Origin of the sequence: Ethanoligenens harbinense YUAN-3, assembly GCF_000178115.2 — a bacterium.
In the GTDB taxonomy this organism is placed as follows: domain Bacteria; phylum Bacillota; class Clostridia; order Oscillospirales; family Ethanoligenentaceae; genus Ethanoligenens; species Ethanoligenens harbinense.
This window is the reverse complement of the sequence record NC_014828.1, coordinates 1,229,834-1,254,891: the sequence shown is the minus strand read 5'-3', so window position 1 is coordinate 1,254,891 and position 25,058 is coordinate 1,229,834. Positions and strand designations below refer to the sequence as shown.

23 protein-coding genes are annotated in these 25,058 nt (G+C 53.8%); 9 read left to right on the top strand and 14 right to left on the bottom strand.

The window, feature by feature from the left end:
- Positions 1-38: 38 nt before the first annotated feature.
- Positions 39-1,973 (bottom strand): efflux RND transporter periplasmic adaptor subunit, encoded by a 1,935-nt coding sequence (locus ETHHA_RS05790; protein WP_013485052.1) that lies wholly within the window; start codon positions 1,971-1,973, stop codon positions 39-41.
- Between the two features lie 199 nt (positions 1,974-2,172).
- On the opposite strand from ETHHA_RS05790, the gene ETHHA_RS05785 reads away from it, so the two are divergent.
- Entirely contained in the window at positions 2,173-2,814 is a 642-nt protein-coding gene (locus tag ETHHA_RS05785) for an endonuclease III domain-containing protein (protein ID WP_013485051.1), read from the top strand.
- A gap of 241 nt (positions 2,815-3,055) precedes the next feature.
- On the top strand, positions 3,056-5,404 hold the full coding sequence (locus tag ETHHA_RS05780; RefSeq protein ID WP_013485050.1) for an ATP-dependent helicase: 2,349 nt from the start codon (positions 3,056-3,058) through the stop codon (positions 5,402-5,404).
- A gap of 203 nt (positions 5,405-5,607) precedes the next feature.
- Here the strand turns inward: ETHHA_RS05780 and ETHHA_RS05775 are convergent, their stop codons facing one another.
- The 5 genes from ETHHA_RS05775 to ETHHA_RS15835 all read right to left on the bottom strand — a co-directional run bounded on the left by ETHHA_RS05775 (position 5,608) and on the right by ETHHA_RS15835 (position 10,074).
- Positions 5,608-6,726, bottom strand: coding sequence for an ABC transporter permease (locus tag ETHHA_RS05775; RefSeq protein WP_013485049.1), 1,119 nt, complete (start codon positions 6,724-6,726; stop codon positions 5,608-5,610).
- A complete protein-coding gene (locus ETHHA_RS05770; RefSeq protein WP_013485048.1) occupies positions 6,723-7,409 on the bottom strand; it encodes an ABC transporter ATP-binding protein in 687 nt (228 codons plus the stop codon). Before ETHHA_RS05770 ends, ETHHA_RS05775 begins: the two co-directional genes overlap by 4 nt.
- An 11-nt stretch (positions 7,410-7,420) precedes the next feature.
- Positions 7,421-8,557 (bottom strand): ABC transporter permease, encoded by a 1,137-nt coding sequence (locus ETHHA_RS05765; RefSeq protein WP_013485047.1) that lies wholly within the window; start codon positions 8,555-8,557, stop codon positions 7,421-7,423.
- A 184-nt stretch (positions 8,558-8,741) separates the two neighbouring features.
- Positions 8,742-9,377, bottom strand: coding sequence for a response regulator (locus ETHHA_RS05760; protein ID WP_013485046.1), 636 nt, complete (start codon positions 9,375-9,377; stop codon positions 8,742-8,744).
- A gap of 34 nt (positions 9,378-9,411) precedes the next feature.
- Complete coding sequence (locus ETHHA_RS15835) at positions 9,412-10,074, bottom strand: sensor histidine kinase (protein ID WP_159033361.1); 663 nt, start codon at positions 10,072-10,074, stop codon at positions 9,412-9,414.
- Between the two features lie 33 nt (positions 10,075-10,107).
- Here ETHHA_RS15835 and ETHHA_RS15830 point away from each other — a divergent pair, with 33 nt between their 5' ends.
- A complete protein-coding gene (locus tag ETHHA_RS15830) occupies positions 10,108-10,569 on the top strand; it encodes a hypothetical protein (RefSeq protein WP_175405612.1) in 462 nt (153 codons plus the stop codon).
- Positions 10,570-10,631: 62 nt separating this feature from the next.
- Here ETHHA_RS15830 and ETHHA_RS05750 read toward each other — a convergent pair whose 3' ends face one another.
- The 5 genes from ETHHA_RS05750 to ETHHA_RS05730 form a co-directional block, all read right to left on the bottom strand.
- Complete coding sequence (locus tag ETHHA_RS05750; RefSeq protein WP_013485044.1) at positions 10,632-10,931, bottom strand: hypothetical protein; 300 nt, start codon at positions 10,929-10,931, stop codon at positions 10,632-10,634.
- A 105-nt stretch (positions 10,932-11,036) separates the two neighbouring features.
- Positions 11,037-11,495 carry an IS200/IS605-like element ISEha1 family transposase gene (tnpA, locus tag ETHHA_RS05745; protein WP_013485043.1) on the bottom strand — a complete coding sequence of 153 codons (459 nt, stop codon included), beginning with the start codon at positions 11,493-11,495 and terminating at the stop codon, positions 11,037-11,039.
- Between the two features lie 48 nt (positions 11,496-11,543).
- Positions 11,544-13,544 (bottom strand): HAD-IC family P-type ATPase, encoded by a 2,001-nt coding sequence (locus ETHHA_RS05740; protein WP_106919206.1) that lies wholly within the window; start codon positions 13,542-13,544, stop codon positions 11,544-11,546.
- A 311-nt stretch (positions 13,545-13,855) separates the two neighbouring features.
- Complete coding sequence (locus tag ETHHA_RS05735) at positions 13,856-14,542, bottom strand: response regulator transcription factor (protein ID WP_013485041.1); 687 nt, start codon at positions 14,540-14,542, stop codon at positions 13,856-13,858.
- Positions 14,543-14,561: 19 nt separating this feature from the next.
- Positions 14,562-15,920: a sensor histidine kinase gene (locus ETHHA_RS05730; protein WP_013485040.1), complete on the bottom strand. Its 1,359-nt coding sequence runs from the start codon at positions 15,918-15,920 to the stop codon at positions 14,562-14,564.
- A 210-nt stretch (positions 15,921-16,130) separates the two neighbouring features.
- Between ETHHA_RS05730 and ETHHA_RS05725 the strand changes: the two genes are divergently transcribed.
- The gene (locus tag ETHHA_RS05725) at positions 16,131-17,045 is read left to right on the top strand and encodes a daunorubicin resistance protein DrrA family ABC transporter ATP-binding protein (RefSeq protein ID WP_013485039.1); all 915 of its coding nucleotides are present in this window, start codon (positions 16,131-16,133) and stop codon (positions 17,043-17,045) included.
- Positions 17,042-17,869: an ABC transporter permease gene (locus tag ETHHA_RS05720; RefSeq protein ID WP_013485038.1), complete on the top strand. Its 828-nt coding sequence runs from the start codon at positions 17,042-17,044 to the stop codon at positions 17,867-17,869. Before ETHHA_RS05725 ends, ETHHA_RS05720 begins: the two co-directional genes overlap by 4 nt.
- Positions 17,870-18,031: 162 nt before the next feature.
- On the opposite strand, the gene ETHHA_RS05715 is transcribed toward ETHHA_RS05720, so the two are convergent.
- Positions 18,032-18,850, bottom strand: coding sequence for an undecaprenyl-diphosphate phosphatase (locus ETHHA_RS05715; RefSeq protein ID WP_013485037.1), 819 nt, complete (start codon positions 18,848-18,850; stop codon positions 18,032-18,034).
- A 199-nt stretch (positions 18,851-19,049) separates the two neighbouring features.
- On the opposite strand from ETHHA_RS05715, the gene ETHHA_RS05710 reads away from it, so the two are divergent.
- The gene (locus tag ETHHA_RS05710) at positions 19,050-19,742 is read left to right on the top strand and encodes a response regulator transcription factor (RefSeq protein WP_013485036.1); all 693 of its coding nucleotides are present in this window, start codon (positions 19,050-19,052) and stop codon (positions 19,740-19,742) included.
- The gene (locus ETHHA_RS05705; protein ID WP_013485035.1) at positions 19,711-21,099 is read left to right on the top strand and encodes a sensor histidine kinase; all 1,389 of its coding nucleotides are present in this window, start codon (positions 19,711-19,713) and stop codon (positions 21,097-21,099) included. Before ETHHA_RS05710 ends, ETHHA_RS05705 begins: the two co-directional genes overlap by 32 nt.
- Before the next feature lie 18 nt (positions 21,100-21,117).
- Here the strand turns inward: ETHHA_RS05705 and ETHHA_RS05700 are convergent, their stop codons facing one another.
- A complete protein-coding gene (locus ETHHA_RS05700; RefSeq protein WP_013485034.1) occupies positions 21,118-21,900 on the bottom strand; it encodes a COG4705 family protein in 783 nt (260 codons plus the stop codon).
- Positions 21,901-22,248: 348 nt separating this feature from the next.
- Between ETHHA_RS05700 and ETHHA_RS05695 the strand changes: the two genes are divergently transcribed.
- Together ETHHA_RS05695 and ETHHA_RS14490 are read left to right on the top strand one after the other, a co-directional pair.
- The gene (locus ETHHA_RS05695; RefSeq protein WP_013485033.1) at positions 22,249-22,749 is read left to right on the top strand and encodes an RNA polymerase sigma factor; all 501 of its coding nucleotides are present in this window, start codon (positions 22,249-22,251) and stop codon (positions 22,747-22,749) included.
- On the top strand, positions 22,733-23,791 hold the full coding sequence (locus ETHHA_RS14490) for an anti-sigma-I factor RsgI family protein (protein ID WP_137143858.1): 1,059 nt from the start codon (positions 22,733-22,735) through the stop codon (positions 23,789-23,791). The genes ETHHA_RS05695 and ETHHA_RS14490 overlap by 17 nt, the downstream gene beginning before the upstream one ends.
- Before the next feature lie 574 nt (positions 23,792-24,365).
- On the opposite strand, the gene ETHHA_RS05685 is transcribed toward ETHHA_RS14490, so the two are convergent.
- Positions 24,366-25,046, bottom strand: coding sequence for a class I SAM-dependent methyltransferase (locus tag ETHHA_RS05685; protein WP_013485031.1), 681 nt, complete (start codon positions 25,044-25,046; stop codon positions 24,366-24,368).
- Positions 25,047-25,058: the final 12 nt, after the last annotated feature.

The following is a 25,058-nucleotide window of genomic DNA, read 5'->3' as shown; positions in this document are numbered from 1 at the left end:
CCTATCCGCGGTCACGCCGCGATGATTCGTGCAGGCTGTCATCCGTTGTTCCCCCCGCCGGTTGTTGTCCTGGCAGTGCTGCCGGAAGTGGTGCCGCCGGTCGTTGTCCCTCCGGACGTGGTGCCGCCGCCGACGGTGTTTCCGGTGCCACCCGTGCTACGGCGTGTATAGCCGCCCGTGCCGCCGCCCATGCCGCCACCCATGCCGCCGCCATATCCGCCCATGCCACCGCCGAGCAGGGTGCTCAGGCTGGAGGTAGAACCGCTGGTCAGGCTCTTGATTGCCGCCAGATTGATGGTAACGGGTTCCGCAACGCGGTCACCGTCACTCAGGCCGCTCTTGATCTCCACCGTGCTGGTGGTAGAAAGTCCAATGGTAACTTCCTTCCCGTATTTCTGCACCAACTGCATCGTGTTGATGTTGTTCAGGGTCTTGGATTTGCCGCTTGAGTCCGTCACGCTCGAAGCCGGGATGACATAGCCCGTGCTGCCCCGTTTTTCCAGAATGGCAGCCGCGGGCACGGTCACGACGTTCTGTACGCTCTGGGTCACGATCTCCACATTGGTGGACATGCCCACCAGAATGTTGGTCGGGTTGCTGATGCCGATCGTAACGTTGAACGTGGCCACACCGTTGGAATTGGTCCCGATGGTGTTGACATCCGTCACGGTGCCGGTATACGCCGTGCCCGAAAGGGCGCTGAGCGTGACATGCACGGTCTGCCCCGTCTTCACGCTGTCGATATCGGACTCATTCACCGTCACCTGCGTCTGCATCTGGGTGGGGTCGATCACACCCACGACATTGCCGCCGCTGGCCACACTGTCGCCCACTTTTACATCCACCGCCGTCACCGTGCCGTTGACCGGACTGGTGATGTTGTTGGCATCCACTGCGGCCTGTGCCGAAGCGAGGTCGTTCTGCGCGTTCGTCACCGCCTGCTGGTCGGCAGTGATTGTGCTGTTCAGCGACGTGCCGTCCAACTTAAAGAGGTTCTGCGTCTTACTCACCATCTGGTTTTCCGCTACATACACATTGGTGATCGTCCCCGAACTGCTGGACCCGGTGCTGCCGGAACCACTGCCGTAGCTGCCGCTGGACCCGCTGCTCGACCCCGTGGAAACGGAGGAAGCGCCGGACGATGTGATCTTATAATAGTTGACGAGCGCCAGCGTGCCGCTGCCCACCGTTTTGCCGTCCGTCGTTGTTACCGTGGCAGTGGAACCCACGGCGGGGGTGTCGGTGCCGATGGTAACCGTCACGCTGGAACTGCTCTGCCCGCCGCTCACGCCGGTCACCGTGCCGGCGACCGTGCTGCCGTCACTCAGCGTTACGTTGACCCCTTCGTTATTGGTCACCGATGTCTGCGCGCCGGAAATCGTCAGCGTCATGGAGCGGCTGGTGGAAAGATAGCACAGGAAACCCAGCGCATTGACGGTCGAAGATGTGTCCCCGGCGGATACCTGCACCGCTTTGATGCGGCCTGCCAGCGGAGCGGTGATGTACAGATTGCTCAACGAAGCCTGCGCGCTCGCCAGCGTGTTCTGCGCCTGTGTCAGCGCTGTCTGTTTGGATTCAAGCGTCTGCTGCGCCGTGGGGCTGTTGATGTGCGCAAGTACCTGCCCCTGCTTCACCGTATCGCCGTCTTTAACGGAAACGCTGTCCACCGTGCCAGCATCCGGCGCCGTGAGCGTTTCCTCCGCGGAATTGGAAACCGTGCCGGTACCGGAAACGGTCTTTTCCACCGATCCGGTCCGCGCCTGCATGAGTCGAAACGTCGTCGTGGAGGTGGGCATGTTGTTCGAAGCCATAACATGGTAAATGGCGAAACCGCCGCCCACAACGGCCACCACCACCACCACAGCCGTGATCCGGAACCAGGTCTTCCGATACCATTTGGTCCTGCCCGCCTGCACAACAGGCTGCGGCACGGCGCCGCCGGGCGCTTTTTTGGTGCCCCAAGGTTTTTTCATGTAATACTCCCCCGTTTTTTACGCTGGAATCCGCGCAAATACTTGCAAAACCAATTCTTAGTATATGGAAGAATTGTGAAGAATCTGTGAAAAGCGCGTGAAGCTTCTTGAAACGTTGAATCTGCAACCATGCCGCTTTTTAAAAGCTTGCCAGAAACCCCGCCCCCCCGCTATACTGGACAGGCAGGGAGGGGATCACATGGAATTACACACACTGTACCGTCTGCTTTTCCGGCACTATGGCCCGCAGCACTGGTGGCCCGCGGAATCGCCTTATGAAATGATGGTTGGCGCTATCCTGACCCAAAACACCGCCTGGGCAAATGTGAAAAAAGCCATCGCAAATTTTGGTGAAAAACTCACGCCCGCATTCGTAACGGAAATCTCCGACGGCGAACTGGAGGAGATCATTCGCCCCAGCGGCTTTTTCCGGCAAAAAGCCGCGCGTCTGAAAACGCTGACCGGGTGGTACGCACGCTACCGGTACGACATCGAAACCGCCAGAGCGCAGGGAACGGATACCTTGCGCATGGAATTGCTCGCCCTCAAAGGCGTGGGACGGGAAACCGCCGATTCCATCCTGCTGTATGCCCTCCAAAAACCGGTTTTCGTCATCGACGCCTATACGCGGCGCGTGTTTGCGCGTCTGGGATTCGCCGTACCGTCCGAATACGAGGTGTTCCGCCGCTTCTTTGAAGAAAATCTTCCCCGGGACCCGGCACTCTATAACGAATACCATGCACTCATCGTGCGCCACGCAGCTACCGTCTGCCGGAAACGGCCGGACTGCGCGGACTGCCCGTTTGCTCCGTCCTGCCCCGGGGCAAGAAACGACGATTAGAACCCGACGCGCGCGGAAACGCCGTAAATACGCCTTATAGCAGGCCGCTCATCGCCGCCAATCTTGTGGGGGACATCCTGCAGCGGTATTTGGGCGCGGACACCCAGACGAAAATCTTTTGCTTTTGAGCCTGTGCGGGTTTGATTTTTACCGGAAAAAAGCATAAAATAGAGAGTATTGTATGTTGCGGCTCTGTGCGCAGCCTGCAGAAAAGATCGTGCTTGGCAGGAGTAATCGAAACATGGATATGCACAGCGAATTCCTTGCGTTACGCAAAAAGATCATAGAGGCGGAATTTTCCCGCATGAACGACCGGCAGCGGCAGGCGGTCCTTGCAACACAAGGGCCGCTTCTGGTTCTGGCCGGGGCCGGCAGCGGAAAGACCACGGTGCTGGTAAACCGCGTTGCCTGCATTCTGAAATATGGCGCGGCGTATGAAAGCGATGCCGTCCCATCCGGTTTGACCGCAGAGGACCTGTCCTATCTGCAAAACTGCCTGGCGCAAAGGTCGTTTGGCGACGAGCGTTTGCGTGAACTGCTGGCGGTAGATGCGCCGCCTTCCTGGGCGCTGTTGGCCATCACGTTTACCAACAAGGCCGCAGGCGAAATGAAAAGCCGCCTGGAGCAGATGCTGGGCGAGCAGGCGCTCGACATCTGGGCGTGCACGTTCCACTCCGCCTGCTCCCGCATTCTGCGGCGGGAAATTGACAAGCTGGAGCTCGGCTATTCGCGCTCGTTCACCATCTACGACACCGACGACAGCCTGCGCGTACTGCGCGAATGCTGCCGTGACGTCGCCGGGGACGACCGCAATTTCGCCAATAAAACGGCGCTGCCCGCCATCAGCCGCGCCAAGGAGCAGAACATGAGCCCCGCCGCATTCGAAGCGGCCGCGAGCGGGGATTACCGTCTTCAGAAAATCGCCAGCGTCTACTATAAATACCAGCAGGCGCTGCGGCAGGCCAACGCGCTCGATTTCGACGATATGCTGCGCCTGACCGTCATGCTCTTTGAGAAAAATCCCGATGTGCTCGATCATTACGCAAGACGCTTCCGTTATGTGCTGGTGGACGAATATCAGGATACCAATCCCGTGCAGTACCAGCTTATCAGTCTGCTCGCCGGCGGGCACCAGAACCTCTGCGTGGTGGGCGACGATGACCAGAGCATCTATAAATTCCGCGGCGCCACCATTGAAAACATCCTCAGCTTTGAAAAGCAGTTTAAGCATGCACGGGTAATCAAGCTGGAACAGAACTACCGCTCCACCTCCGCCATCCTGGGCGTGGCCAACGCCGTCATCGCCAACAACACCGGCCGCAAGAGCAAAAAACTCTGGACGGAAAACCCCGACGGAGACCCGGTGAAAGTCCGCCGCTTTGAAGACGAGGCCACCGAGGCGCTCTTCATCGCCAACACCATTCTGGAAAACGTGAAAGACGGCATGAAGTTTGCCGACCAGGCCGTAATCTACCGGATGAACGCGCAGTCCGGCCCCATCGAAAAGGCATTCGTACGGATGGGTATCCCCTACCGCATCATTGGCGGACACCGTTTCTACGACCGCATGGAGATCCGGGACCTGATGGCCTATCTCTGTGTCATCAACAACCCGGGAGACAATCTGCATTTCACGAGGATCGTCAACGCGCCCAAGCGCAGCATCGGCAGCGCAACCATGGCCGCCGTGCAGCAGATCGCCGAGCAGACGGGGCAGACACTCTACGAGGTGTTTCTGCACTGTCAGGAATACGAATATTTCTCCAAAAAAACCGCGCGCATCGAATCGTTTATGCATTTCATGGAACACATGCGGGAGCTGCGCACCGAGATACTGCCGCATGAGCTCATTCGCACCGTGATGGAAGAAAGCGGCTACCTCGCCTCATTGGGAGACGACGAGGAAGCCAAAAGCCGCAAGGAAAACCTGAGTACCCTCATCTCCAACGCCGCCGACTATGAGAAAAACGCCGACGAGCCGACCCTGGAAGGCTTTTTGGAAGAAGCGGCCCTGATGACGGACATCGACAATTACGACGGGCAGGCGGATACCGTGGTGATGATGACCATCCATGCCGCCAAAGGGCTGGAATTCCCCGCCGTATTCATTGCGGGGATGGAGGAAGGCGTTTTTCCCGGCCAGAGCGTTATGATCTATCCCGAGCAGCTTGAGGAGGAGCGTCGCCTCGCTTATGTGGGCATCACGCGCGCCAAGCGCAAACTGAACCTTACCTGCGCGGGCTCGCGCATGCTCTTTGGCGCCACCGTGCGCAACCGCCCATCCCGTTTCCTGGATGAGATCCCGAACAATCTCAAGGACGCGCAGGACATGCGCCCGCATTTCGAGCGCCCCCAGCCGCGCCGCGCCGCGCCGGCCGCACCGATCCGGCTCGAACGCCCCGGCGTATCCCGCCCGGTGCAGTCCAAGGCCGTGTTTGCTCCGGGCGATACCGTGGGACACGGCACGTTCGGCCGCGGGATGGTGCTTTCCGCCAAAACAATGGGCGGCGACACGCTGCTCGAGATTGCATTCGACACCTGCGGCACAAAAAAACTGATGGCCAACTTTGCCAGGCTCAAAAAACTCTGAGTCTGGCGCATCCGCATCCATACGGCAGCAAACCAAAATCAAAAGCAAAAGCAAAAGAGCAGGGTATCAAGCCGTACCCTGCTCTTTTTTTGTTAATACTGTATCGGACAAGAAGCCCCTAAACGGTGACAAGCGAGCAGCCGAACCGGTAAAAGGCATGCATTTGCACGCGGCCGTCTGTTTCACATGAATCGGTTCTGCAATCACACACTGAAATCCGCGTGCCTGGAAAAATTGTGTAAAACGCCTGGCAAAATACTGAAGGCCGAAACAAACAGAGGGATGGCCAACGCCGCCAGGGTTCCCTGCGCATTAAAAAGCAACAATGGCGCTCCTTGCGGGTCATAGACCGTCTGGTTGAGCAGCCACGCCACCAACGGTGTGAGCAACGACCCCGCCGTGTAACCAAGGAAGCAGGTCAGCACGGTCTCTTCCCACAGTTTGCGCACCAACCGCTGCTTGGAATAGCCTATCGCATGCAGGATGGCGAATTCCTCCTGGCGGGTGGCGAACGTGATGACATTGAGATTGCCCAGCGCGATGCACAGGATCACCACCATTATCACAGTGATGATAACGGCGAGCGTCTGCATCATCTGCAACTGCCCATAAAGCTGATTGGAAAACGTATCATAATCCAACACCATGACCTTTTTGGGCAGCAGCGCTTTCAGTGCTTTCTGCGTCTGGACGGACATATGGTCGATGCGGTAGATGAGCGAATACTGCCGCATCTGGTCGCGCGTAATATTGCCCGGCTGGCAGGCTACCGCAAATACGAGCGGGCCTTCCAGCAGGCCGGTGATGGTGTAGCGCCCGGGCAACTGGTATTTGTCCGCCACCTCGGTACCCACGGCGTCGCCCACTTTCAAGCCGTTTTGCAGCGCGAAGTCACGCGTAACGAGAATCTCATGTGCGTTATCGCGCGGCATCCGGCCCTGAACCATGCGCATATGATAGGTGTTCAGAAGCGTTGCGGCATCGGCGGCGTACATATTGAAAATGGTGATGCTATTGCTGGACATGCCGCGTTTGTAAAGCAGGCCGCCGCTGAGGTTGTTGCGCACCGGCAGAGGGTCCGCGTCTTTTTGTTCATCCAGTTTCTGCAAAAAGGCGGCTGGCAGCACCGTATTGTCTGTGGAATAGACTTCCGTGCCGGTTTTCATCAGGTTCAGCGTGCCGTCTAACGATGCTTCCGTGGTGGTGGCGCTGAACAGTCCGTAGAAACTGAACAGAAACACACCGATCACCATCGCAAAGAAGACGGTGAGTGCGGATTTGACGTTATTTTTCAGATAAAGCAGCGGGGAAAGCGGCTTCATGGCTGTCCCTCCGCTTTCGGGGAAGCGATTTCGGCGATCGAACCATCCCAGATGCGGATAATGGTGTCCGCGTTTTCGAGGATGCTTTCGTCGTGCGTGACGATAATGACCATGGCATGGGCGGTGTACTCCTCCAGCAAAGACATGACCTCGCGAGCGCTCTGATGGTCAAGGGCAGCGGTGGGTTCGTCGCCGAAAATCACTTGCGGGTCGTTCATTAGGGCGCGGGCGATGGCGGCACGCTGACGCTGCCCGCCCGAGAGCTGGTAGGGGCGTTTGCCTGCCGCGTGGACAATGCCCAGCCGTTCCAGCAGCGAAAGCGCTTTTTCCCTCACCGGCCCGGTGTTTTTATTCAGTGGTGTGAGCAGGTTTTCAAGCACGGTCATATAGTTGATGAGAAAATGGCGCTGGAATACAAAACCAAATTCTTTGCGCCGCAGCGTAGCCAGCGCGGGCGCACTGAGCGACCCATAGGTTCTGTCATTATACGCCACATTGCCGCTGGTTGGGCGGCGCAAGCCGGCCATGGCATACAGCAGCGAACTTTTGCCGCTGCCGGAGGGGCCCAAAATGCCGATGAGTTTGTTGCCGCTGAGTGTAAGGTTCACATCGCGCAGCGCCAGTGTCTGTACCTCTTTTTCAATATCGTAGATCAGGTTGACGTTTTCCAGTGTAAAGGTCATATTGCCCCTCCTTAATTTTTTTCGATGATGGATATTGCGTCCACACGCCCGATAAGCCGAAAAACCGGGATCAGTGTAAACAGCGTGGTAAACAGCGGCGCAAGCAGCGCCACCACGGCGGCTTTGCCATACAGATAAATTCCGACACCACCGATGCGCTCAAACGCGTTGTAGGTAACGATGCGGCAGAGCACGACCGCAAACACCATGCCCAGCGCGAAACTGAACAGGTTGGTGATTGTAATTTCCCAAAACACGCGGCGCAGCAAATCGCCGCGCGTATAGCCCATGGCATTGAGCACGCCGAATTCGCCGCGCCGCTCAAAATACTGTGCGTATTTTGAGCAAACCAGACAGACCACCATTACAAAAATGGACAACACCGCGAACCCGTCCAGAATATTGACCGACTGCGTTGTGGCCTCGAACTCCGCAGCCGCGCGCGACGGTGTCCAGGCGATCAGGTTCTGGCGGATAAGCGGCTGCACCGCTTTTTCTGCTTTAGCCATCTGTCCGCTTTTGGGAAAGACCAGAAAACCGTTTGCCAGTTGGGCGGCTCGGTCGGCTTGCTGTTGCTCAGGATATGGGGAACCCATCAGGCTCAGGCTGCTGTTGCCGCGCAGGATGCCAACCACCGTGTAATTGCCTTGCAGATCCTGTGTCTTGTCCAGATCGGATCCCACATGACTGCCGACATGCAGATGGTTGTTCAGAGCAATGCGTTCATCCACGGCGATTTCGTTTCGGCCGTTTTGCGGTAGGCGGCCTTGCAGAACATGGATACCGAACTTTGAGAGAAAATAGGCGCGATCGCTGTTGCTCACGCCGTAGACCGAGATGCCGTTGGAGGTACCGGGAATGTTGAAGCTGATGGTCTGCTCCGAAACCGGAATCAGCCGGTCGATATGTGGGTTGTTCTCCAGATCCCGTATGGTCTTGGCAGGCACCTGCGGAACGGTGCTGCTTGGAAAAACATCCATGGCAACTTGCAGATACGCGCCGTCGGTGGCCAATACCGACTGCATGATGGAGTGCACGAAGCTTTCCATGATGTACAGAAAACAGATAGCGGTGACGATAGACGTGACGGAAGCGAAGAATCGCCGTTTGTTGCGGCGAAAATACAGGATGGGAGAGAGCGGCTGCATCGTTTCACACCTTTCGTGGGTTATGGTCTGTCTTGCGTTCGATATGCTTCCAGTTTATCGGAAAACATGCCTATAAAACAGTAACCGCAGTCATGATTTACCCATGACTGCGGTCATAGCCGTTCCCCTGTGCGCCAAAGTATCCGGATAAAACGGATAACGGCACTCCGTATAACCGGGGCTTTTACTTATCAAGCGCCCGCCGCAGAGCCAGCGCGGCGGCAGTGCGGTCGTAAATACCCAGTTTGGAATAAATACTGCTCACATGGTTTTTCACCGTGCCCTCGGACAGGTAAAGCATCTGGGCAATCCGGCGATTGGTATAGCCGCCGGCCAACAGATTTGCCACGTCGCGTTCACGCCCGGTCAATGCCGCCAATCTACCGGACAAAGCAGGCACGTTGGCGCACAGATGCTTCGTAAGCTTGGCGGCCAGCATGGCGGGCCATGTAAACTGCCCTTGTGCGGCGTCACGAACGGTTTGGATGAGCCGGTCGGCCTCAATGTCCTTCAGCAGATAACCGATGGCTCCGTTTTTGAGTGCCTGCACAATACTCTCGTCGTCGTCAAATGTGGTGAGAACCAGCACGGCGATGGACGGATGCCGTTTTTTGATAGCCGCTGTGGCTGCCACGCCATCCATGACAGGCATGCGGATATCCATCAGTACGACATCGGGTTTTCGCGTGTCACAAATGGCACAGGCTTCCTCTCCGTCTGCCGCCAGTCCGGTCACGGCAATGTCCGGCTCAAGTTCGAGAATGGTTTTCAACCCATCTCGCATCAACGTCTGGTCATCTGCGATTAGCACCTGTATCATAGAACCTCCCATGTGGACAGCATAAATAGACCAATCAGGCCGGCAACCGGATCCGGATGGAAAATCCTCTTCCCTTCTCGGTCTGGATGTGCAACGAGCCGTTTGCCTGTTCCAGCCGGGACCGCATGGCGCGCAAACCGAAGCCGGGCGCTACGACAGTGGCTCCTGTGCCGTTGTCCCGCAGGGAAAAATGGATGCTGCCGTCTTTCCGTGCAAGCGCGCAGTCCACCGCCGTGCAGTGCCCATGACGCAGGCTGTTGGTCAGCCCTTCCCGCAAGCAGGTATAGAGAATATCCCCTGCCTGCGGGGAAAGAGCAACACTGCGGTCGATGTGGCAGGCGACAGCGATACCGGTATGGGCGGCGCAGTCCCGCAGCAAGGTTTCCATCGCGTCAAACGGATCAAGCAGCCGCTTGTCGTCCTCCAGCACGCGCACAGAGGAACGGATAGCCTGCAGCCCCTCGCGCACCTGTTCTTGCGCCAGCTTCAGTTTTTCCACCGCGCGGGCGGGATCCCGCCCGGTCAGCCGGCGGGACGCTTCCAGTTCCACCAGTACCGTGGTGAGCGTGTGCCCCACCGTATCGTGTATCTCACGGGCGATGCGGTTACGTTCATTGACCGCCGAAGCCTGGACAGCCTGTTCATAGACCGCCTCCAGTTCGCGCCTGCGTGCCTGCGCCTGTACTTTTTCCACCATGCTTTCCCGTAAGGCATGTTCCAGCCGTGTGTTTTGTGTTCGGAGACGTTTGATGAGCATAAAGATCACGGAAAAAAGCAAAAAAGCCGCGATACAAAGCAGCAGGCCGGGCAGAAACAACGCCATCCGGCCATGCTGGAGACGGAACAGCATCACGACACAAAGACCAAAATCCGCACAGATTACCAGAGCGGCAGCCTTGGAACGCAGATCCAGGATGGCATCTCCAATCAGAAATGGGCCCAACAACAAACTCGCACCCGAATGATCCAATCCCATGATCATACAAATAAAAATCAAATCGACCAACGAAGAAAGCCAACAAGCCGTATACTTTTCATACAGCAAAAAGGTGTGGATGGTGTAATTGCTCAAAAACCCAAAGGAAAGCAGGAGGAGAAGAAAACGCGCCTGCGGGTTCAGGAGCGACGCGGCAAACAGCGCAATGCAAAAGGCAATATAACTGACGGTATGCATAAGAATACGCACATTTGACGGCACAGGTTGCCCTCCTAACGGATCATGGGTATGATCGACCGATCTGATCGACACGGCGGTCAATGGGAATGCGCCCTGCTTAAAAATTTGACGGCGATTCTTTGATAAAGCCTCTGCGCGTTTAATACGCCGGTTTTCAAAATACGGAACACCGGCCGGCTTGCCAGTGCCAGCGGCAGATAAAAGAAAACATTGCGGGTCAAAAGAGAACTCAGCATAAAATACTGCCCAAGCATCAGGAAAAACGCCAGAAACGCAACGGCCAGCCCGATCAGCATCAAAACCTTTTTATAGGTCAGCGGCTTCACGATCTCGAACAGCAGTACAAATCCCACCACTCCGATCAAAAATACGTTCATGGTTGAGATCTCAGCATGGCGCAGCCCGAACCAAATGCCGGCCAACTGGATAAATGAATCACCCCGCCGCAAGCGGCGGGGTATCCAATGCTAACCCTACCCTTGCTAAAACAACGTGAGTTGTTCTATTGTTTCAACTTTGTAAAGTTGTTTATACTCCTCTGTCTTACCCTGATTCTGCAAGTATCTTTTTATTACTTCTTCACTGCCAAATTTGCTTACCGTATTCACAAAATATCCATCCGTCCATAATTCTCCACCCCATAATTGTTTTTTTACTTCCGGATGTTTAGAAAATATTTCTCGTGCTGTTATACTTTTCACTGTTGTGATTATTTTCGTCGGGCTGTACTTGGGTACTGATTGTATTAGAAAATGCACATGATTTTTATCTGTACCTATTTCAACAAAGTACATCTCAAATCGTTCGCTTATTCCTCCGCACACTTCTACGAGTGTTTTGGTAACTTCTTCGCTAAATATCGCTCTGCGATATTTAGCGGGGCATACAAAATGGTACATCAGCACTGAGACATTGTGAGATTTATGAATATACTCACTCATCTCTTCCCTCTTCTCGTTTTTTGTTATACCAATTTTATACCCTTTTATTTAACGCCGCAAGCGGCGGGGAATTAAACCCTCAGAGATTAAAATATTGCACACGACAATGATGGCCGCGGGAAAGGAATTTTCCAGAATGTTGGCGGCAAATTTTCCATGCGGCCGTTTGTAGTTGGGAAGCAACGCCAGAACGAGCGAAGGGATGCCGACGGCCAGCAGATTGACCGGGGTCAACTGAAGCGGAGCAAACGGAAAAACAAAGGGCAAAAAGGTAAACAATATCGACAGGATGGTGGAGTAGATGGTTTTGACTAAATACAGGGAGGCCACCTGCTCAATATTGTTGATGACACGGCGCCCCTCTTTCAACACTTCGACCATCGCGGAAAAATTGGACTGGAGCAGAACAAAATCGGCGGCGCTCCGCGCGGCATCCGCGCCGCCGGACATGGCGACGCCGCAATCCGCTTCTTTCAGTGCCAGCACGTCGTTTACGCCGTCACCGGTCATACAGGCGGTGTGCCCGTTTTTTTGGAGGGCCTGGATCAGCTTCCGTTTCTGATAGGGCGAAACACGGCCGAAAACGGTGTTCTCTTCCACGATCCCGCACAAGTCCGTTTCATCCGCGATCCGACTCATATCGATATAGCGTTCCGCGTGCTTCAAGCCGGCCCGAGCAGCAATGTTTGAAACCGTCGCAGCGTTATCGCCGGATATCACTTTGATTGTGACACCCTGTTCCGCAAAATAACGAAACGTTTGGGATGCATCTTTTCGAATGGTATCCGACAGGATGATAAGCGCGCAAAGGCGTGTGTCGGCGGGAACCGTGTCCGTTTCCATCGGCGTTTTGGCATATGCGAGGCAAATCACGCGAAACCCCTGTTTCGTATGGAAGGCGATCCGCTTCGCAAGCGAAGGGTCCAGATGCGGAGAAAGAAACTCGGGCGCTCCAAGAAGATAGCTGCCCTTTTCCCCAAACGAAGCGCCGCTCCATTTCCGGCGCGAAGAAAAATGGACGGCATGCGTGCACGGCCAAGTCGGTTTTTCAGGAAATGCGGTGCGCAGTGCTTCGGCGGTAGGGTTCTCATCCCGCAAAGCATTCATCAGCTCCGCAATCGCCTGGGGAGCTTGCTCCCCCGGATAACCGTTGACCGGAAGCAGATCGACCACTTTCAAACTGCCATCGGTGATCGTACCGGTTTTGTCCAGGCAAAGAACATCGGCCCTCGCCAGTGTTTCGATGCAGGGCAGAGATTGCACCAGTGTTTTCCGCCGCGCCAAATTCATCGCGCCCACCGCAAGCGTGATACTGGTCAAAAAGATCAGGCCCTCCGGAATCATGCCCAGCATGGCTGCGGAAGTACCCAGCACAGCCGCGCTCAACCCGACGTGTTTTTCAAATTGAGCATAGAACAGGATGCCGCCGACCGGAATGATGACGACGGTGAGGATGCGAATGATATTATTGAGGGTATTGATCAGCTCGGATTTCTGTTTCTTTTCCTGTTTGGCCTCCAGCGCAAGTTTGGCTGCATAGCCGTTGCTGCCAACTGCGAGGACGCGCATACAGCCGTTTCCCGCTGTGATAAAACTACCGGACATAACCTTCGACCCGGCAGCCTTCTGGATGGTGTCGGACTCCCCGGTCAGCAGCGATTCGTCCGCTTCCAATCCTTCCGAATAAACGATTTCGCCGTCCACACAGACCTGATCGCCGGCTTTGAGCCGCAGGATATCGTCCAGAACCAATTCCTCTTGATCGACCTCAACGGCGTTTCCGTCCCGTATCACCGTTACTCTGGTGCGGGCGATGATGGACAGGTTGTCGATGGTCCGTTTGGCGCGCAGTTCCTGAACAATTCCAATGACCGTGTTGCAGACGACCACCAGCAGAAAAATGGTATTGGCCCAGTGCCCCACCGCCACGATGAAGACAGCCAACACGATATTCAGAATATTAAAAAGAGTGAAAATATTTCCCAGAATGATTTGAGAAACCGATCGTGTCAGGGTTTTGGGCGCGCTGTTATGGAGGCGGGAATGCATTCGTTCCGCCACCTGTTCCGCCGTCAACCCTATTTTGTAATCAGAGAAATAGCGCACGACGTTCGGTTCGGCATTTCTGTTTCTATCTTGATCCCGCCGCTTATGTTTTCGTATTTCCAATCTGATATGCCCCTATTGCCATGATTTTCATTTACGTTTGTTATCTTCTAGTATTATACCATTAAAATATAAAGGAATCTACAACGGATAAATAGAAAAGTCAAGAATCGTGCGGAAGGGGGACACTCCCCCATTCTTCACTGCACGGCTAGGCCCCCGCCAGCCAGGCGGTACACAGGCCGACAGCCGGCTTACCCGTGGAACCGATAGCCGGTGCCCCAGAGCGTTTCAATATAGTCCGGGTTGGACGGGTCTTTCTCGATCTTTTTCCGGATCCGCTGGATGTGCACCGGGACCGTCGCCAGATCACCGTAATCGTCCACACCCCAGATGGTATCAAACAGGTGCTCTTTGGTAAACACGATGTTGGGATTGGACGCAAGAAAATACAACAGGTCATATTCTTTCGCTGTCAGTTGCACTTCCCGGCCGCTCACAGTGACCCTGCGCGCGGCGTGGTGGATTTCCAACCCGCGAAAAGACAGAATTTCTTCCTGTGTTTTGTTTCCTTTCAGGCGCTCATAACGGCGGATATGTGACTGGACACGGGCAATCAATTCCGCAGGGCTGAACGGTTTCGTCAGGTAATCGTCGGCGCCGACATCCAGGCCGCGAATCTTGTCGATATCTTCGGCCTTGGCTGAGACTACGATGATCGGCACCTCCTGTGTGCTTCGCACGTCGCGGATGATGTCGAAGCCGTTTTTCCCCGGCAGCATCAGGTCGATGATCAGGGCGGCATAGCCACCGCCCAGCGCTTTCTGGCAGGCTTTCTGCCCGTCGGGTTCGATATCGGCTCGATATCCGTTCAGCTTCAGATAATCGCGCTCGAGTTCCGCTATGTTTTCATCGTCCTCAACAATCAAAATCTTTTTCATCCGGTCTGTCCTTTCGAAGTCACGCCTGTGCCCGGCAGGGGATGGAAACGGTAAAGCAGCTTCCCGCATTGATTTCGCTGGCGACGGTAATTTTTCCGCCGTGCGCCTGCGCCAGCTCCTGCGCAATGGCAAGGCCGAGCCCGGTACTGGAAAAATCCTTGGTGCGCTCGGGATCGGCCCGGTAAAAACGTTCAAACAGGTGGGGCAGGTCTTTGGCCGGTATGCCCTGGCCGTTGTCCTTTACCGCGAGACGGAGATTCTCTTCGATCACATACGCTTTGACACGCACCGCAAGCCCCTGTTTCGGCCCATATTTCACAGCATTTCCGATAAGGTTCCGCAGGATCTGGTGGAACCGTTTCGGGTCCAGATCGACAGTGTACTCCCTGTCCAGCGCGTCTTCATACCGAAACAAGGCACCTCGCTCTTCCAGGTCCAACCGGAATTCCTCCATCATATCGCGGAGAAACGGCCGAATGGAGACCGGGGCAAAATGGAATTCCAGCTTTTGCAGGTCCAGCGTGGAAAACAGGAACAGATCATCGATCAAACGGTTCATATATGCGCTGTTGCTCTGGATGATCTTCAAATAACGGGCCTGCCTGTCGGCGGGCATTCCCGCATCGGCTGTGATCGCCTCCAGATACCCCTGGATGGAGGTCATCGGCGTTTTGAGGTCATGCGAGATATTGCTGATGAGTGCCTTGCGGTTATTCTCGTATTCGATCTTGAGCCGTTCGTTCTCCTGCAATTTCTGCGCCATCTGGTTGAAGGCCGTGATGAGGCTGCTTACCTCACTGGCGCTCTCGTTTTCGACCGAAACGTCATACTGCCCCGCCGTGATAGAGCGGACGCCCTTGCGCAGGCGGTCGACCGGAAGCAGAATGCGGTCTTTGATGCGCATGAGAAAAAGTATCTCGTACAGCGTACCGACGGTGGCGAGAATTGCCAAAAAAGAAATCAGAATTTTCAGGCCAACGGAAGCGCCCCCGAACCAAAACAGTAAGATCCAGAGCGCCGCATTGATTGCAAGCACAAACGGCCTTGACAGCCGGATATGACGGTAGTACCGGTCGAACATGGCGTCTTCGTCGCCGTAGGCGTGCAGGTGCCGTCGGATATGAATATCGTGCAGTTCGGAACGGACGGAGGCGAGCTGGTCCAGCAGCTCTTTTTGCTCCGGAGACAAGTTGCCGTTTTCGGTTTTCCGCAGCAGGCGAAGCCGCATGGACAGATCCTGCTGCTGCCGATGCAGGCGCTCTCGCCGCAGCGTCATTTCCCGGTGAGTTTTCAGTGCCTCCCGGCGTTCTTCCCTTTCCTGCCGAAGGTGACGCTTCCGCTGCGCGCACAGTTTCCGCCATTGCCGCATCCAATCCATCGCCGTCTCCAATCTCACAGGCTTTTATTTTCTTATTCTATAAGGATACGGCCGGACATTCAAGTACCGTTAACAAAAAGATAAACGTTTTATAAACATAGGGGTTTCCGCTTCTTTTATCCGCCGTTTATAAACTGTTTACGATTGTTTTCCTCCGTTTTTAGAAACCCCCTGTATACTGACACTGAACTTACAAAAGGGGGAATCCACATGGAGCCAATCATCCGGGTCAGCCATTTCAGCAAATCGTATGGCGATTTCAAAGCGGTGGATGACATTTCGTTCTGTGTCGAGGAAGGCGAGATCTTTGCGTTCCTCGGTCCAAACGGCGCGGGCAAGAGTACCACCATCAACACATTATGCACCATTCTGGATAAAACGGCAGGAGACATGCGGATAGGCGGGCATGACGTTTCCGCGGAACAAAGCGCGGTACGCAAAGACATCGGCATTGTTTTTCAGGAATCCACACTGGATGCCAAACTGACCGTGGAGGAAAACCTGCGCTTCCATTGCCGGTTCTATCAGGTACCCAAGCAGGAAGTAGCCGAGCGCGTGGATTTCGTGCTGGACCTGGTGGACCTGCAGGAATGGCGAAAAACGCCGGTAGGCGGCCTGTCCGGCGGTATGAAACGGCGCGTGGAGATCGCGCGCGCGCTCATCCATTATCCAAAGGTCCTGTTTCTGGACGAACCCACCGCGGGTCTGGATCCGCAGACACGCGCAAACGTCTGGGAATACATCCAAAAACTGCAGAAACAGAAGAACATCACCATATTCCTCACCACCCACTATATGGACGAGGCGGAAATCTGCGCGCACGTCGCCATCATGGACCATGGCAAAATCATCGCATTCGATACGCCGGAGAACCTGAAAAAGCAGTATACCCATTCGATGCTGATCGTTTATGGGACGCGGCTTGCCGCCCTGGAGACGGAATGCAAGGCGAAAGGGTTCCCCTGTGAACCGGCAAAAGGAAAATGGACGGTGACCGTACCGGACAGCCGCGCGGCGCTGGAACTGCTGGAACACAACCGGGAACAGGTCACGGATTTTGAAATGACCAAAGGGACGCTCAACGACGTCTTTTTGAAGGTCACAGGGAAGGAGATCCGGGTATGAGTGCAATCGGTGCAATTTTGAGCAGGAACCTGTTGAATTTCTCACGGGATAAAGCGCGGCTGTTCGGCACGCTGCTGATGTCCCTGTTTTTTCTGTTCGTGTTTTCATTCGTGATGAAGTCCGCCGTAAACGGGCTGACACAACCGATGAATTATCTGATTTCCGGCGTCATCATCATGACCGTGTTTCAGGCAAGCCTGAACAATTCCAACGACATTCTGTCGGATATCGCAAGCGGCTTTATGAAAGAAATCATGGTTGCGCCTATCTCCCGGGTCGAGATTGCCATTGGGCAGATTCTTTCCTCCTCAGTTATCGCCATATTGCAGGGGCTGCTGGTCTCGGTGCTGGGGCTTTTTATGGGTCTGCATCTGGACGCCGCGCATTTTCTTATCATGATCGGCGTCATGGCGGTGGCCGGCGTCACGTTCGGCTCCATCGGGCTGTTTCTGGCGACCATCGCACGCAATTCCTCGGCGTTCCAAATCGTGATTACCATTGTGGTTATGCCGTTCACTTTCCTTTCCGGCGCCTATATTCCCACAACCGTCATGCCCTCCTTCCTCAAACCGGTCATCTACCTCAACCCGCTGACCTACATCACATCGATTTTCCGTTACATCACCCTGAAGCTGGACGGCACAGCGACCGCTAAGCTGGTAAAGCTCGGTGTCGCCTTCAATGTGCATGGGTTCATCATCACGCCGGTTCTCGGCTTTTTCATCATTATTGCAATCGGTCTGGTGTTTCTGGCGCTCTGTGTCTACAAATTCAGCCGAGCAGATTTTTCCAGTGTCCGTGTGGCACAACGTCACCGGCACTGAAAAACATCGGAATTATTCTATTCCGTAGTAGTTGATTCCCTGTGTATATCAATCCAACCTATGAAAACAGGCAGAAGCAAACCGCAAAACAGCCCGCCCCTCTTTCTTTGGGCAGGCTGTTTTTGTGCGCATGAACCGTGCAAGATCGAAAAGGGCAACCGATCAAAACAGGAAACGCGACCCGAGCACCAGCAGGCCGACAACGGCACAATAGACGGAGAACGGTGCCATGGTGTTGATCTCTTTGCGGTGAAACCACTTCATCAACAAAAACACACTGAGAAACGCGAAAGCTCCCGCAACGATGCCGCCGACCAGCGATAACTGCAACAGGCCGGGCGTATGCACCCGCACCATTTTGGGGACTTCGAACAAACCCGCGCCCAGAATGGCCGGTGCTGCCAGCAACATGGAAAACTTGGCGGATTCCTCATTCGAAAGTCCCACCCAAAATCCTGCCGTCATGCTCGAACCGGAGCGTGAAAACCCCGGAATAAGCGCAAGCGACTGGAACAGGCCGATCACGCCCGCCTGCTTCCATGTCAGGTCTTCGATCGTTTTGGTCCCCTTCCGGCGCAGCCGCTCGCCGAGAAACAGCAGCACGCCGTTGGCGATGAGAAAGGCGGCGGCAACCGTCACATTGCTGAACACGCTGGTGATCTTCTTTTCAAAAATCAACCCCAGTACGGCAGCCGGCACCGAGCCGGCGGCGAGCAGCAACAGCGTCTTTTTTGATTGTCCTCGCACAAACATCGACCGTATGATCTCTGCCCAGTCCTTCCGAAAATAAACAAGCAGCGCGGCAGTGGTGCCAAGGTGCATCATCACGACAAACTCCAGAAAGTTTTGCTTCAGAAAAGTCGGGTCCAGTTTCCAGCCAAACACATACGGTGCGATGACCGAATGTGCAACGCTGCTGACCGGGAACAGCTCCGAGATGCCCTGGATGATAGCCAGAACGATGGTCTGCAAGATATTCAAAAACAAGTCCTCCTCCATTCATTTGCCAGACCAGCATAACAGAGGCGGATTAAAATCACATGAAACGCGTGCAACAGCCGGTAGTTGCGTTTTACGCCGATTATCGTTATGCTGTAGAAAAGAACGGCTCTCATCCATTTTTCATCTGCCGGTATTATCCTGTTTTTATATTTTGATATAGAAAGAAGGCGATCTCTGCTTGAGACAAACAAAAGTGCTGGTCGTTGAGGATGACAAACGTCTCGCACGGCTGCTTGAGTTGGAACTGAAACACGCGGGCTATGAATCACGTTGCGAGTGCGACGGAACGCAGGGGTTACGCTCCGTTCGTTTCTGGGAACCCGATCTCATCCTGCTCGACCGTATGCTGCCGGGGATGGACGGAGTGGAAGTATGCCGGAACGTACGTCTGTTTTCTTCCGTGCCGATCCTGATGCTGACGGCCAAGGGAGAGACGGTCGATAAAGTTGAAGGGCTGGACAGCGGCGCCGACGACTACATCACAAAACCATTCCAGATGGAAGAGCTTCTGGCGCGCATGCGCGCGGCTCTTCGCGGCAATGATTCGCCTGGGCAAACGCCGCTGCTTGTTGTACAGAATCTTACCCTTGATCCGTTCAAGCATACCGTCTGCCGCGATGATACGGAAATCGAGCTTACCAAACGTGAGTTCGATCTGCTTGAATATATGATGCGCAACCGCAGTATCGTCCTGACGCGCGGGCAGATTCTGGATCATGTCTGGGGCGAGACCTATGAGGGCGAAGCAAACATTGTGGATGTATACATCCGCTATCTGCGCGGTAAAATGGACGACGCGTTCGAGCCCAAATTGCTTCACACAGTTCGAGGAGTGGGATATGTACTGGATAAAAAAAATACCGATTCTTAGAAGACTGTGGCCGCGCCGTTTGTCCTGGAAGCTGACGCTTATCTACGCCGTACTGTTTTCTGCCGTACTGATTGCGCTGAACGCGGGCATTCTCTTCGGCTTGCGCTATTATCTCATTCGACAGATCCGGGTGCAGGTGCAGGGCACAACACAGGCCGTGCTGGAACACTTGGAAAAAAGCGGATGGGATGAGGCCTATAACGACTTGACCGCCGAACCGGAGAACTACCTCGAGACGGGTATCCGGTTCATATCCACAACGGGGCAAACGGTCCATTCCGTAGGCACGCCGCCTGCCGGCCTGCCGGCGCTGAATGGACATTTTGGTGAAACACAGGTGCTGGAGCTCAAAGACCAGCACATTCTGTTGGAAAACGCACGCGTCATCCAGAATGGGCAGTTGATCGGCTATTTGCAGGTAACCTACAACATGCGGGCGGAATACCATTTTCTGAAATTGCTTTCGCTCATGATGGCGGGGGCGGATGCGGCGGGTATCCTGTTTTCCATGGCGGCGGGCGCGTTTATCAGCCGGCGTGCGCTGCGGCCTATCGACGCCGTTACGTCGGCGGCACAGGCCATCAGCGGCAGCGACTTGACCAGACGGGTAACGGTTGAGGAAACGGACGATGAACTTTCGCGCCTTGCGCAAACGTTCAACCACATGATCGAACGGCTGCAACGTGCGTTTGAACGGCAGAAACGCTTTGTTTCGGACGCCTCGCATGAATTGCGCACACCGATTGCCGTCATCCAGGGCTACACGGATCTGATTGGACGCTGGGGGAAAAACGACCCGGCCGTTTTGCGTGAAGCCGTAGAGTCCGTCAAAAGCGAAACCGAAGGCATGCAAGCGCTGGTGGAACGCTTGCTTTTTCTGGCGCGCAGCAGCGATGGAAACATGCAGCTCCGGTTGGAGTGCTTCAATCTGCGAATTGTCCTCCGGGAAGTAGCGGACGAAACACGGTTTGTTTTCGGGCGCTCTGTGGATATCCGGATACCGGGTACGATCATGCTGACGGCGGATCGTGCTCTTGTCAAACAAATGCTGCGCGCGCTGACGGACAACGCCGTTAAATACACGCCGGAAGAAGGCAGCGTCTCCATCGAGGCGTGTCAATCACCGGACGGCGTCTCTCTAACGGTACGAGACACCGGCATCGGTATTCCTCCGGAAGACCTGCCGCATGTGTTCGACCGTTTTTACCGAGTTGACAAAGCCCGCTCCCGTGCACAAGGGGGAAGCGGACTGGGGCTTGCCATCGTGCATGGCATTGTGGAAGCGCATCATGGCACGATCAAAATGGCGAGTGTGCCGGGGCACGGCACATCGGTGCATATCGTATTTCCGCAATGAACCGGAGCCGCCAGAGGCTCATTCTGTCGCCTGTTCCACGGCCACATCCCGTTTGGAAATAGAAAGGTAACCGACCAGCGTAACGATCAGGATCGTGAGCACGAGGCTGACCGGCCCGGTACCCCATTCCAGCCCTCCGCGCACACGGGAGACACCCATCCAGTCGGCGAATGACGCGCCGAGCGGTCGGGTAAAGATATAGGCGAACCAGAAAGCAAAAATACGGTTCATGCCGAAGAAACGCACACAAATGGCTGGAATAGCGAATACTGCCGCAAACAGCACGCCAGACATGAAATAGCCAAGATGCAGCGTGGTGGCGGTCAGGTCGCCGGCCGCCGTGCCCAACGCAAACGTCACAAGTACGGCGGCCCAATAGAAAAATTCCCGCCGATGGGTGAAGATGCTGTGAACGGAAAGCGTCTTTTCAAATCGGTACCAAAGGATAAAAACAATCGCCAACGCGGTCAGGAAACCGGCCGTAGAAACCACGTAGGGCACGCCGAATCCAACGTGCAGCACGTCGGCGGCCATGGTGCCGAACACGCTGACCATCACGACCGCCAGCCAGTACACCCAGGCGATATACTTTTTCACAGCGAGCTGGAGTACCAAAGCGACAAACAGGCCCAGTGCGCCCAGGCAAACCGCTTTCACCGGTGCCAGCGTGTGGGCAAGATAATCCGAAAAGACTTCTCCCATGCCGGTGGTCAGGATCTTGGTGATCCAGAAAAACAGCGTAACTTCCGGGACTTTGCACAGCATGTCCCGCTTGATGTCCCGATTGATAGAGGACGGCATACATACACTTCCTTTTGCAGACCAATGCGACGATTTCGATTGTATCATATCATCTCCGGATTAAAATCTGATGAACGAGCGTTTGGGAAAGTCCCTGCCCTATGTCCTCCAGACACACAAAGTCCCCCTGGTGCATGGCTGTCCGAATGCCCTTGATTCCTTTGACTGCCAAACGTGGATGTGACTTCATACCGCTGAGGCACTGTCGGTTTTCAGCCGGTGATGGTTCTTGAATGATAAAACTCCGGCAGATGTAAAATCAGTCGGAGTTTTTGCGGATTCCTATTTAAAATTTGTTGAAAGTTTTTTCCCATTATAATCGTATTATAAAAGGAGGGAGCAGACGAAATGGAAAACACATCGTCCGGCACCAACGATATCGTAGTAAAAGCGCTCAACACATATTCCGATATGGTCCGCAGAATCTGCTTGATGTATCTGAAAAACGAGGCGGATATCGAAGATATATTTCAGAATGTTTTTCTGAAACTTTTACAGCATAAAGAGCCATTTGAAAATGCAGCACATGAAAAGGCCTGGCTTTGCAGAGTAACCATTAATCAATGCAAAGACTTCCACAAAATTTTTTTTCGCAAACACGTCTGTTCCATTGACGACCTCGAAATTCCTACAGAAGATAAAACTGAAGAAGGTGTGTTATGGGAGGTATTGCTGCTGCCGCAGAAATATCGGAACGCAATTTATCTCTATTATTATGAGAATTATCAGATTTCTGAAATCGCAAAAATCCTTGGCAAGAAGGAAAACACCGTTCATGCTCATTTGCGCAGAGCGAAAGCAATTTTGAAGAACAGACTGAGAGGTTTTGAAGATGGAAACTATTTTTAAGTCGGCTGTAAGTCACATTCGAGCTAAAGAAAACACAAAAAGAAAAACGGAGGAATACCTGATGGAACATTTACTGACCGTCTCATCCGCTTCAGGCTCGGCCAGGATAAAGACGCGTCTGATAAAACAAGTGGTCGCGGTGGCCTGCGCAGCAGTTTTGGTGTGCGCAACTTCGATCGGTGCATATGCATATTATAATAAGACTCCCACATCCTACTTAAGCCTGGATATTAACCCCAGTGTAGAGCTTGGCGTGAATACTTTCGGTAAGGTTATCTCCATAACGGCCTATAACAACGACGGTAAAACAATTCTTGATGGACAAAATGTAATGGGCTCAGATGTAAAAAACGCTGTCAACACATTGGTCAAATCGGCCATGCAAAAAGGCTTTGTTGCAAAAGATGGGTCAACCGTTATCGCCGTCACCTCTGAAACCGACAACCACACAACGGCTGATGCACTCCAAGACGCCGCCGAGCAGGGTGCCGATTCCGCCGTGGAATCGGGGGACGATACTGCGACGATTCAAAAAGAAAATGTTGCCCTTGAACGGCGGGATGAAGCCCGCAAGCTGGGGATTACACCCGGCAAGCTCAATCTGATCCAGAAACTTCAGGTGCTTGATCCTTCCATTACAGTTGACGCGTATAAAGATGCGAAAGTAACGGATATTACGAAGAAATTCGTAGAACTCAAAAAAGAAACCCTATCGAATCAAGGAAATGACGGCGACAATTCATCTTCGTCCCCTGTCAGCGAACATTCCAAAGCCGCTTCCCAGACGTCTTCAAATGAAAGCGAAAAAGCATCTGAAGCACAGTCACATGCTCAATCGGACAACAGCAAATCCGATCAGAACGCAAAGACAAAACCGGATGCAGGCACCTCATCTTCAAGCATTGCAAGCAACCGGTCCGGAAGCGATACCGATACCGATACAAATACTGAAGAATCCAGCAACGCGTCAAACGGCAATCATGCGGGAGCAACCAGCAATGCAAACCATGGTCATGATGTTGCGAACTCACACAAAAAGTAATCATTTGTTAAGTTCATCACAACGAAAACAGGGCGGATCTACTGAATAAACCCTTGATTTTTATTGGCAGGATTGACCATGATCGCACTGTTGGCTGAAATCATTATCGCGCCATACAATGCCTCTAAGCCGCGGAAAACAAGCAGCATTCCAATGGTTAATGAAATGCCGCATAAAATGATTCTTTCCTGCAACTGATAGACAAAATCTGCCGAGATGCGGAGTCGTGTAAACAGGACGTGCGGCTATGGTTACCCGGACGGATGGAAAATATGGTCCGCGCTCATCGGAACACAAAAGAATTTCATCGAGAGCTAAATATGCTGAGTTATCCCATACCCGAAATCGCCACGATTATGGAAAATCAGTGCCTGAAAACGTATGATAGCGGTTTCCTTTTAGCCAGAATCAAAAAAGCATTCATATGTAGAATATGAGGGCTACTACCATTTCCACATCCAATCTAATTGATTCTATTGCCAACCCACTCGTGTTTGAGAGAAACGCGAGTCGCCCGGAACGTATTTTGTAAGCAGCCGTCGATACCATCCATCAGTCTCTATTACGGACCTACCTATTTAATGCAATAGAATCCGGCCTGCATATAGGAGTACCATAATATTTCCACGCTCCTAAATCCGCACTCTTTGTATAAAGCTAAATGCTCTGCAACAGAAATGGGATAATAGCTGCGGCCAAACCGTTCCAGATGGGATTGAACTTCCTCCATGCTTTTTCCGCCGGCGATTTGATGATTCCCCCACATCTGTTTGCCAAGATGAATACCGGTTTGTGATTCGGGTGAAATATTTTCAAAAACAATGAAGATTCCGGAATTTGCCAACAAATCATAGCAATTTTCCACGGCCTGTTTGCGCTCCACATGGGAAAGATAATGGTGAGACTGAACTGCCGTGATAACATCCGCTTTCTGGTTTAATGAAAGGTTCTGCGTTTTAACCGGGCTCAATAAAGAAACCTGCGGCGCATACGAAGACAATTTTTCTTTGGCGATTTCAAGCATTTGGGCGGACGGATCAGCAAGAACAAACTGTGTATGTGGAAAAACGGGCAGAAATTTTAAAACCAGAGTGCCCGTTCCGCATCCGGTATCAATCCAGATATGTGGATGTGGATTGTAAACAGATACCAATTCGATGCTTTGCTGATGGAATGCATTGTAATACGGAATTGTTTGCCGGATCTGCACATCGTAATTTTTAGACGCATGGGCCGTTGCGTTGTCAGTATTCATCGGAATATCCCT

Excerpts from the sequence above, each read along its gene's own strand:
- ETHHA_RS14490 (WP_137143858.1), top strand. The coding sequence starts at position 22,733 with ATGGAAACTATTTTTAAGTCGGCTGTAAGTCACATTCGAGCTAAAGAA.
- ETHHA_RS05750 (WP_013485044.1), bottom strand. The coding sequence starts at position 10,931 with ATGAACGTATTTTTGATCGGAGTGGTGGGATTTGTACTGCTGTTCGAG.
- ETHHA_RS05770 (WP_013485048.1), bottom strand. The coding sequence starts at position 7,409 with ATGACCTTTACACTGGAAAACGTCAACCTGATCTACGATATTGAAAAA.
- ETHHA_RS05685 (WP_013485031.1), bottom strand. The coding sequence starts at position 25,046 with ATGAATACTGACAACGCAACGGCCCATGCGTCTAAAAATTACGATGTG.
- ETHHA_RS05775 (WP_013485049.1), bottom strand. The coding sequence starts at position 6,726 with ATGAAGCCGCTTTCCCCGCTGCTTTATCTGAAAAATAACGTCAAATCC.
- ETHHA_RS05780 (WP_013485050.1), top strand. The coding sequence starts at position 3,056 with ATGGATATGCACAGCGAATTCCTTGCGTTACGCAAAAAGATCATAGAG.
- ETHHA_RS05705 (WP_013485035.1), top strand. The coding sequence starts at position 19,711 with ATGTACTGGATAAAAAAAATACCGATTCTTAGAAGACTGTGGCCGCGC.
- ETHHA_RS05700 (WP_013485034.1), bottom strand. The coding sequence starts at position 21,900 with ATGCCGTCCTCTATCAATCGGGACATCAAGCGGGACATGCTGTGCAAA.
- ETHHA_RS05730 (WP_013485040.1), bottom strand. The coding sequence starts at position 15,920 with ATGGATTGGATGCGGCAATGGCGGAAACTGTGCGCGCAGCGGAAGCGT.
- ETHHA_RS05785 (WP_013485051.1), top strand. The coding sequence starts at position 2,173 with ATGGAATTACACACACTGTACCGTCTGCTTTTCCGGCACTATGGCCCG.
- ETHHA_RS05695 (WP_013485033.1), top strand. The coding sequence starts at position 22,249 with ATGGAAAACACATCGTCCGGCACCAACGATATCGTAGTAAAAGCGCTC.
- ETHHA_RS05765 (WP_013485047.1), bottom strand. The coding sequence starts at position 8,557 with ATGCAGCCGCTCTCTCCCATCCTGTATTTTCGCCGCAACAAACGGCGA.
- ETHHA_RS05735 (WP_013485041.1), bottom strand. The coding sequence starts at position 14,542 with ATGAAAAAGATTTTGATTGTTGAGGACGATGAAAACATAGCGGAACTC.
- ETHHA_RS05720 (WP_013485038.1), top strand. The coding sequence starts at position 17,042 with ATGAGTGCAATCGGTGCAATTTTGAGCAGGAACCTGTTGAATTTCTCA.
- tnpA (WP_013485043.1), bottom strand. The coding sequence starts at position 11,495 with ATGAGTGAGTATATTCATAAATCTCACAATGTCTCAGTGCTGATGTAC.
- ETHHA_RS05760 (WP_013485046.1), bottom strand. The coding sequence starts at position 9,377 with ATGATACAGGTGCTAATCGCAGATGACCAGACGTTGATGCGAGATGGG.
- ETHHA_RS15835 (WP_159033361.1), bottom strand. The coding sequence starts at position 10,074 with ATGGTGGAAAAAGTACAGGCGCAGGCACGCAGGCGCGAACTGGAGGCG.
- ETHHA_RS05740 (WP_106919206.1), bottom strand. The coding sequence starts at position 13,544 with ATGCATTCCCGCCTCCATAACAGCGCGCCCAAAACCCTGACACGATCG.
- ETHHA_RS05790 (WP_013485052.1), bottom strand. The coding sequence starts at position 1,973 with ATGAAAAAACCTTGGGGCACCAAAAAAGCGCCCGGCGGCGCCGTGCCG.
- ETHHA_RS05725 (WP_013485039.1), top strand. The coding sequence starts at position 16,131 with ATGGAGCCAATCATCCGGGTCAGCCATTTCAGCAAATCGTATGGCGAT.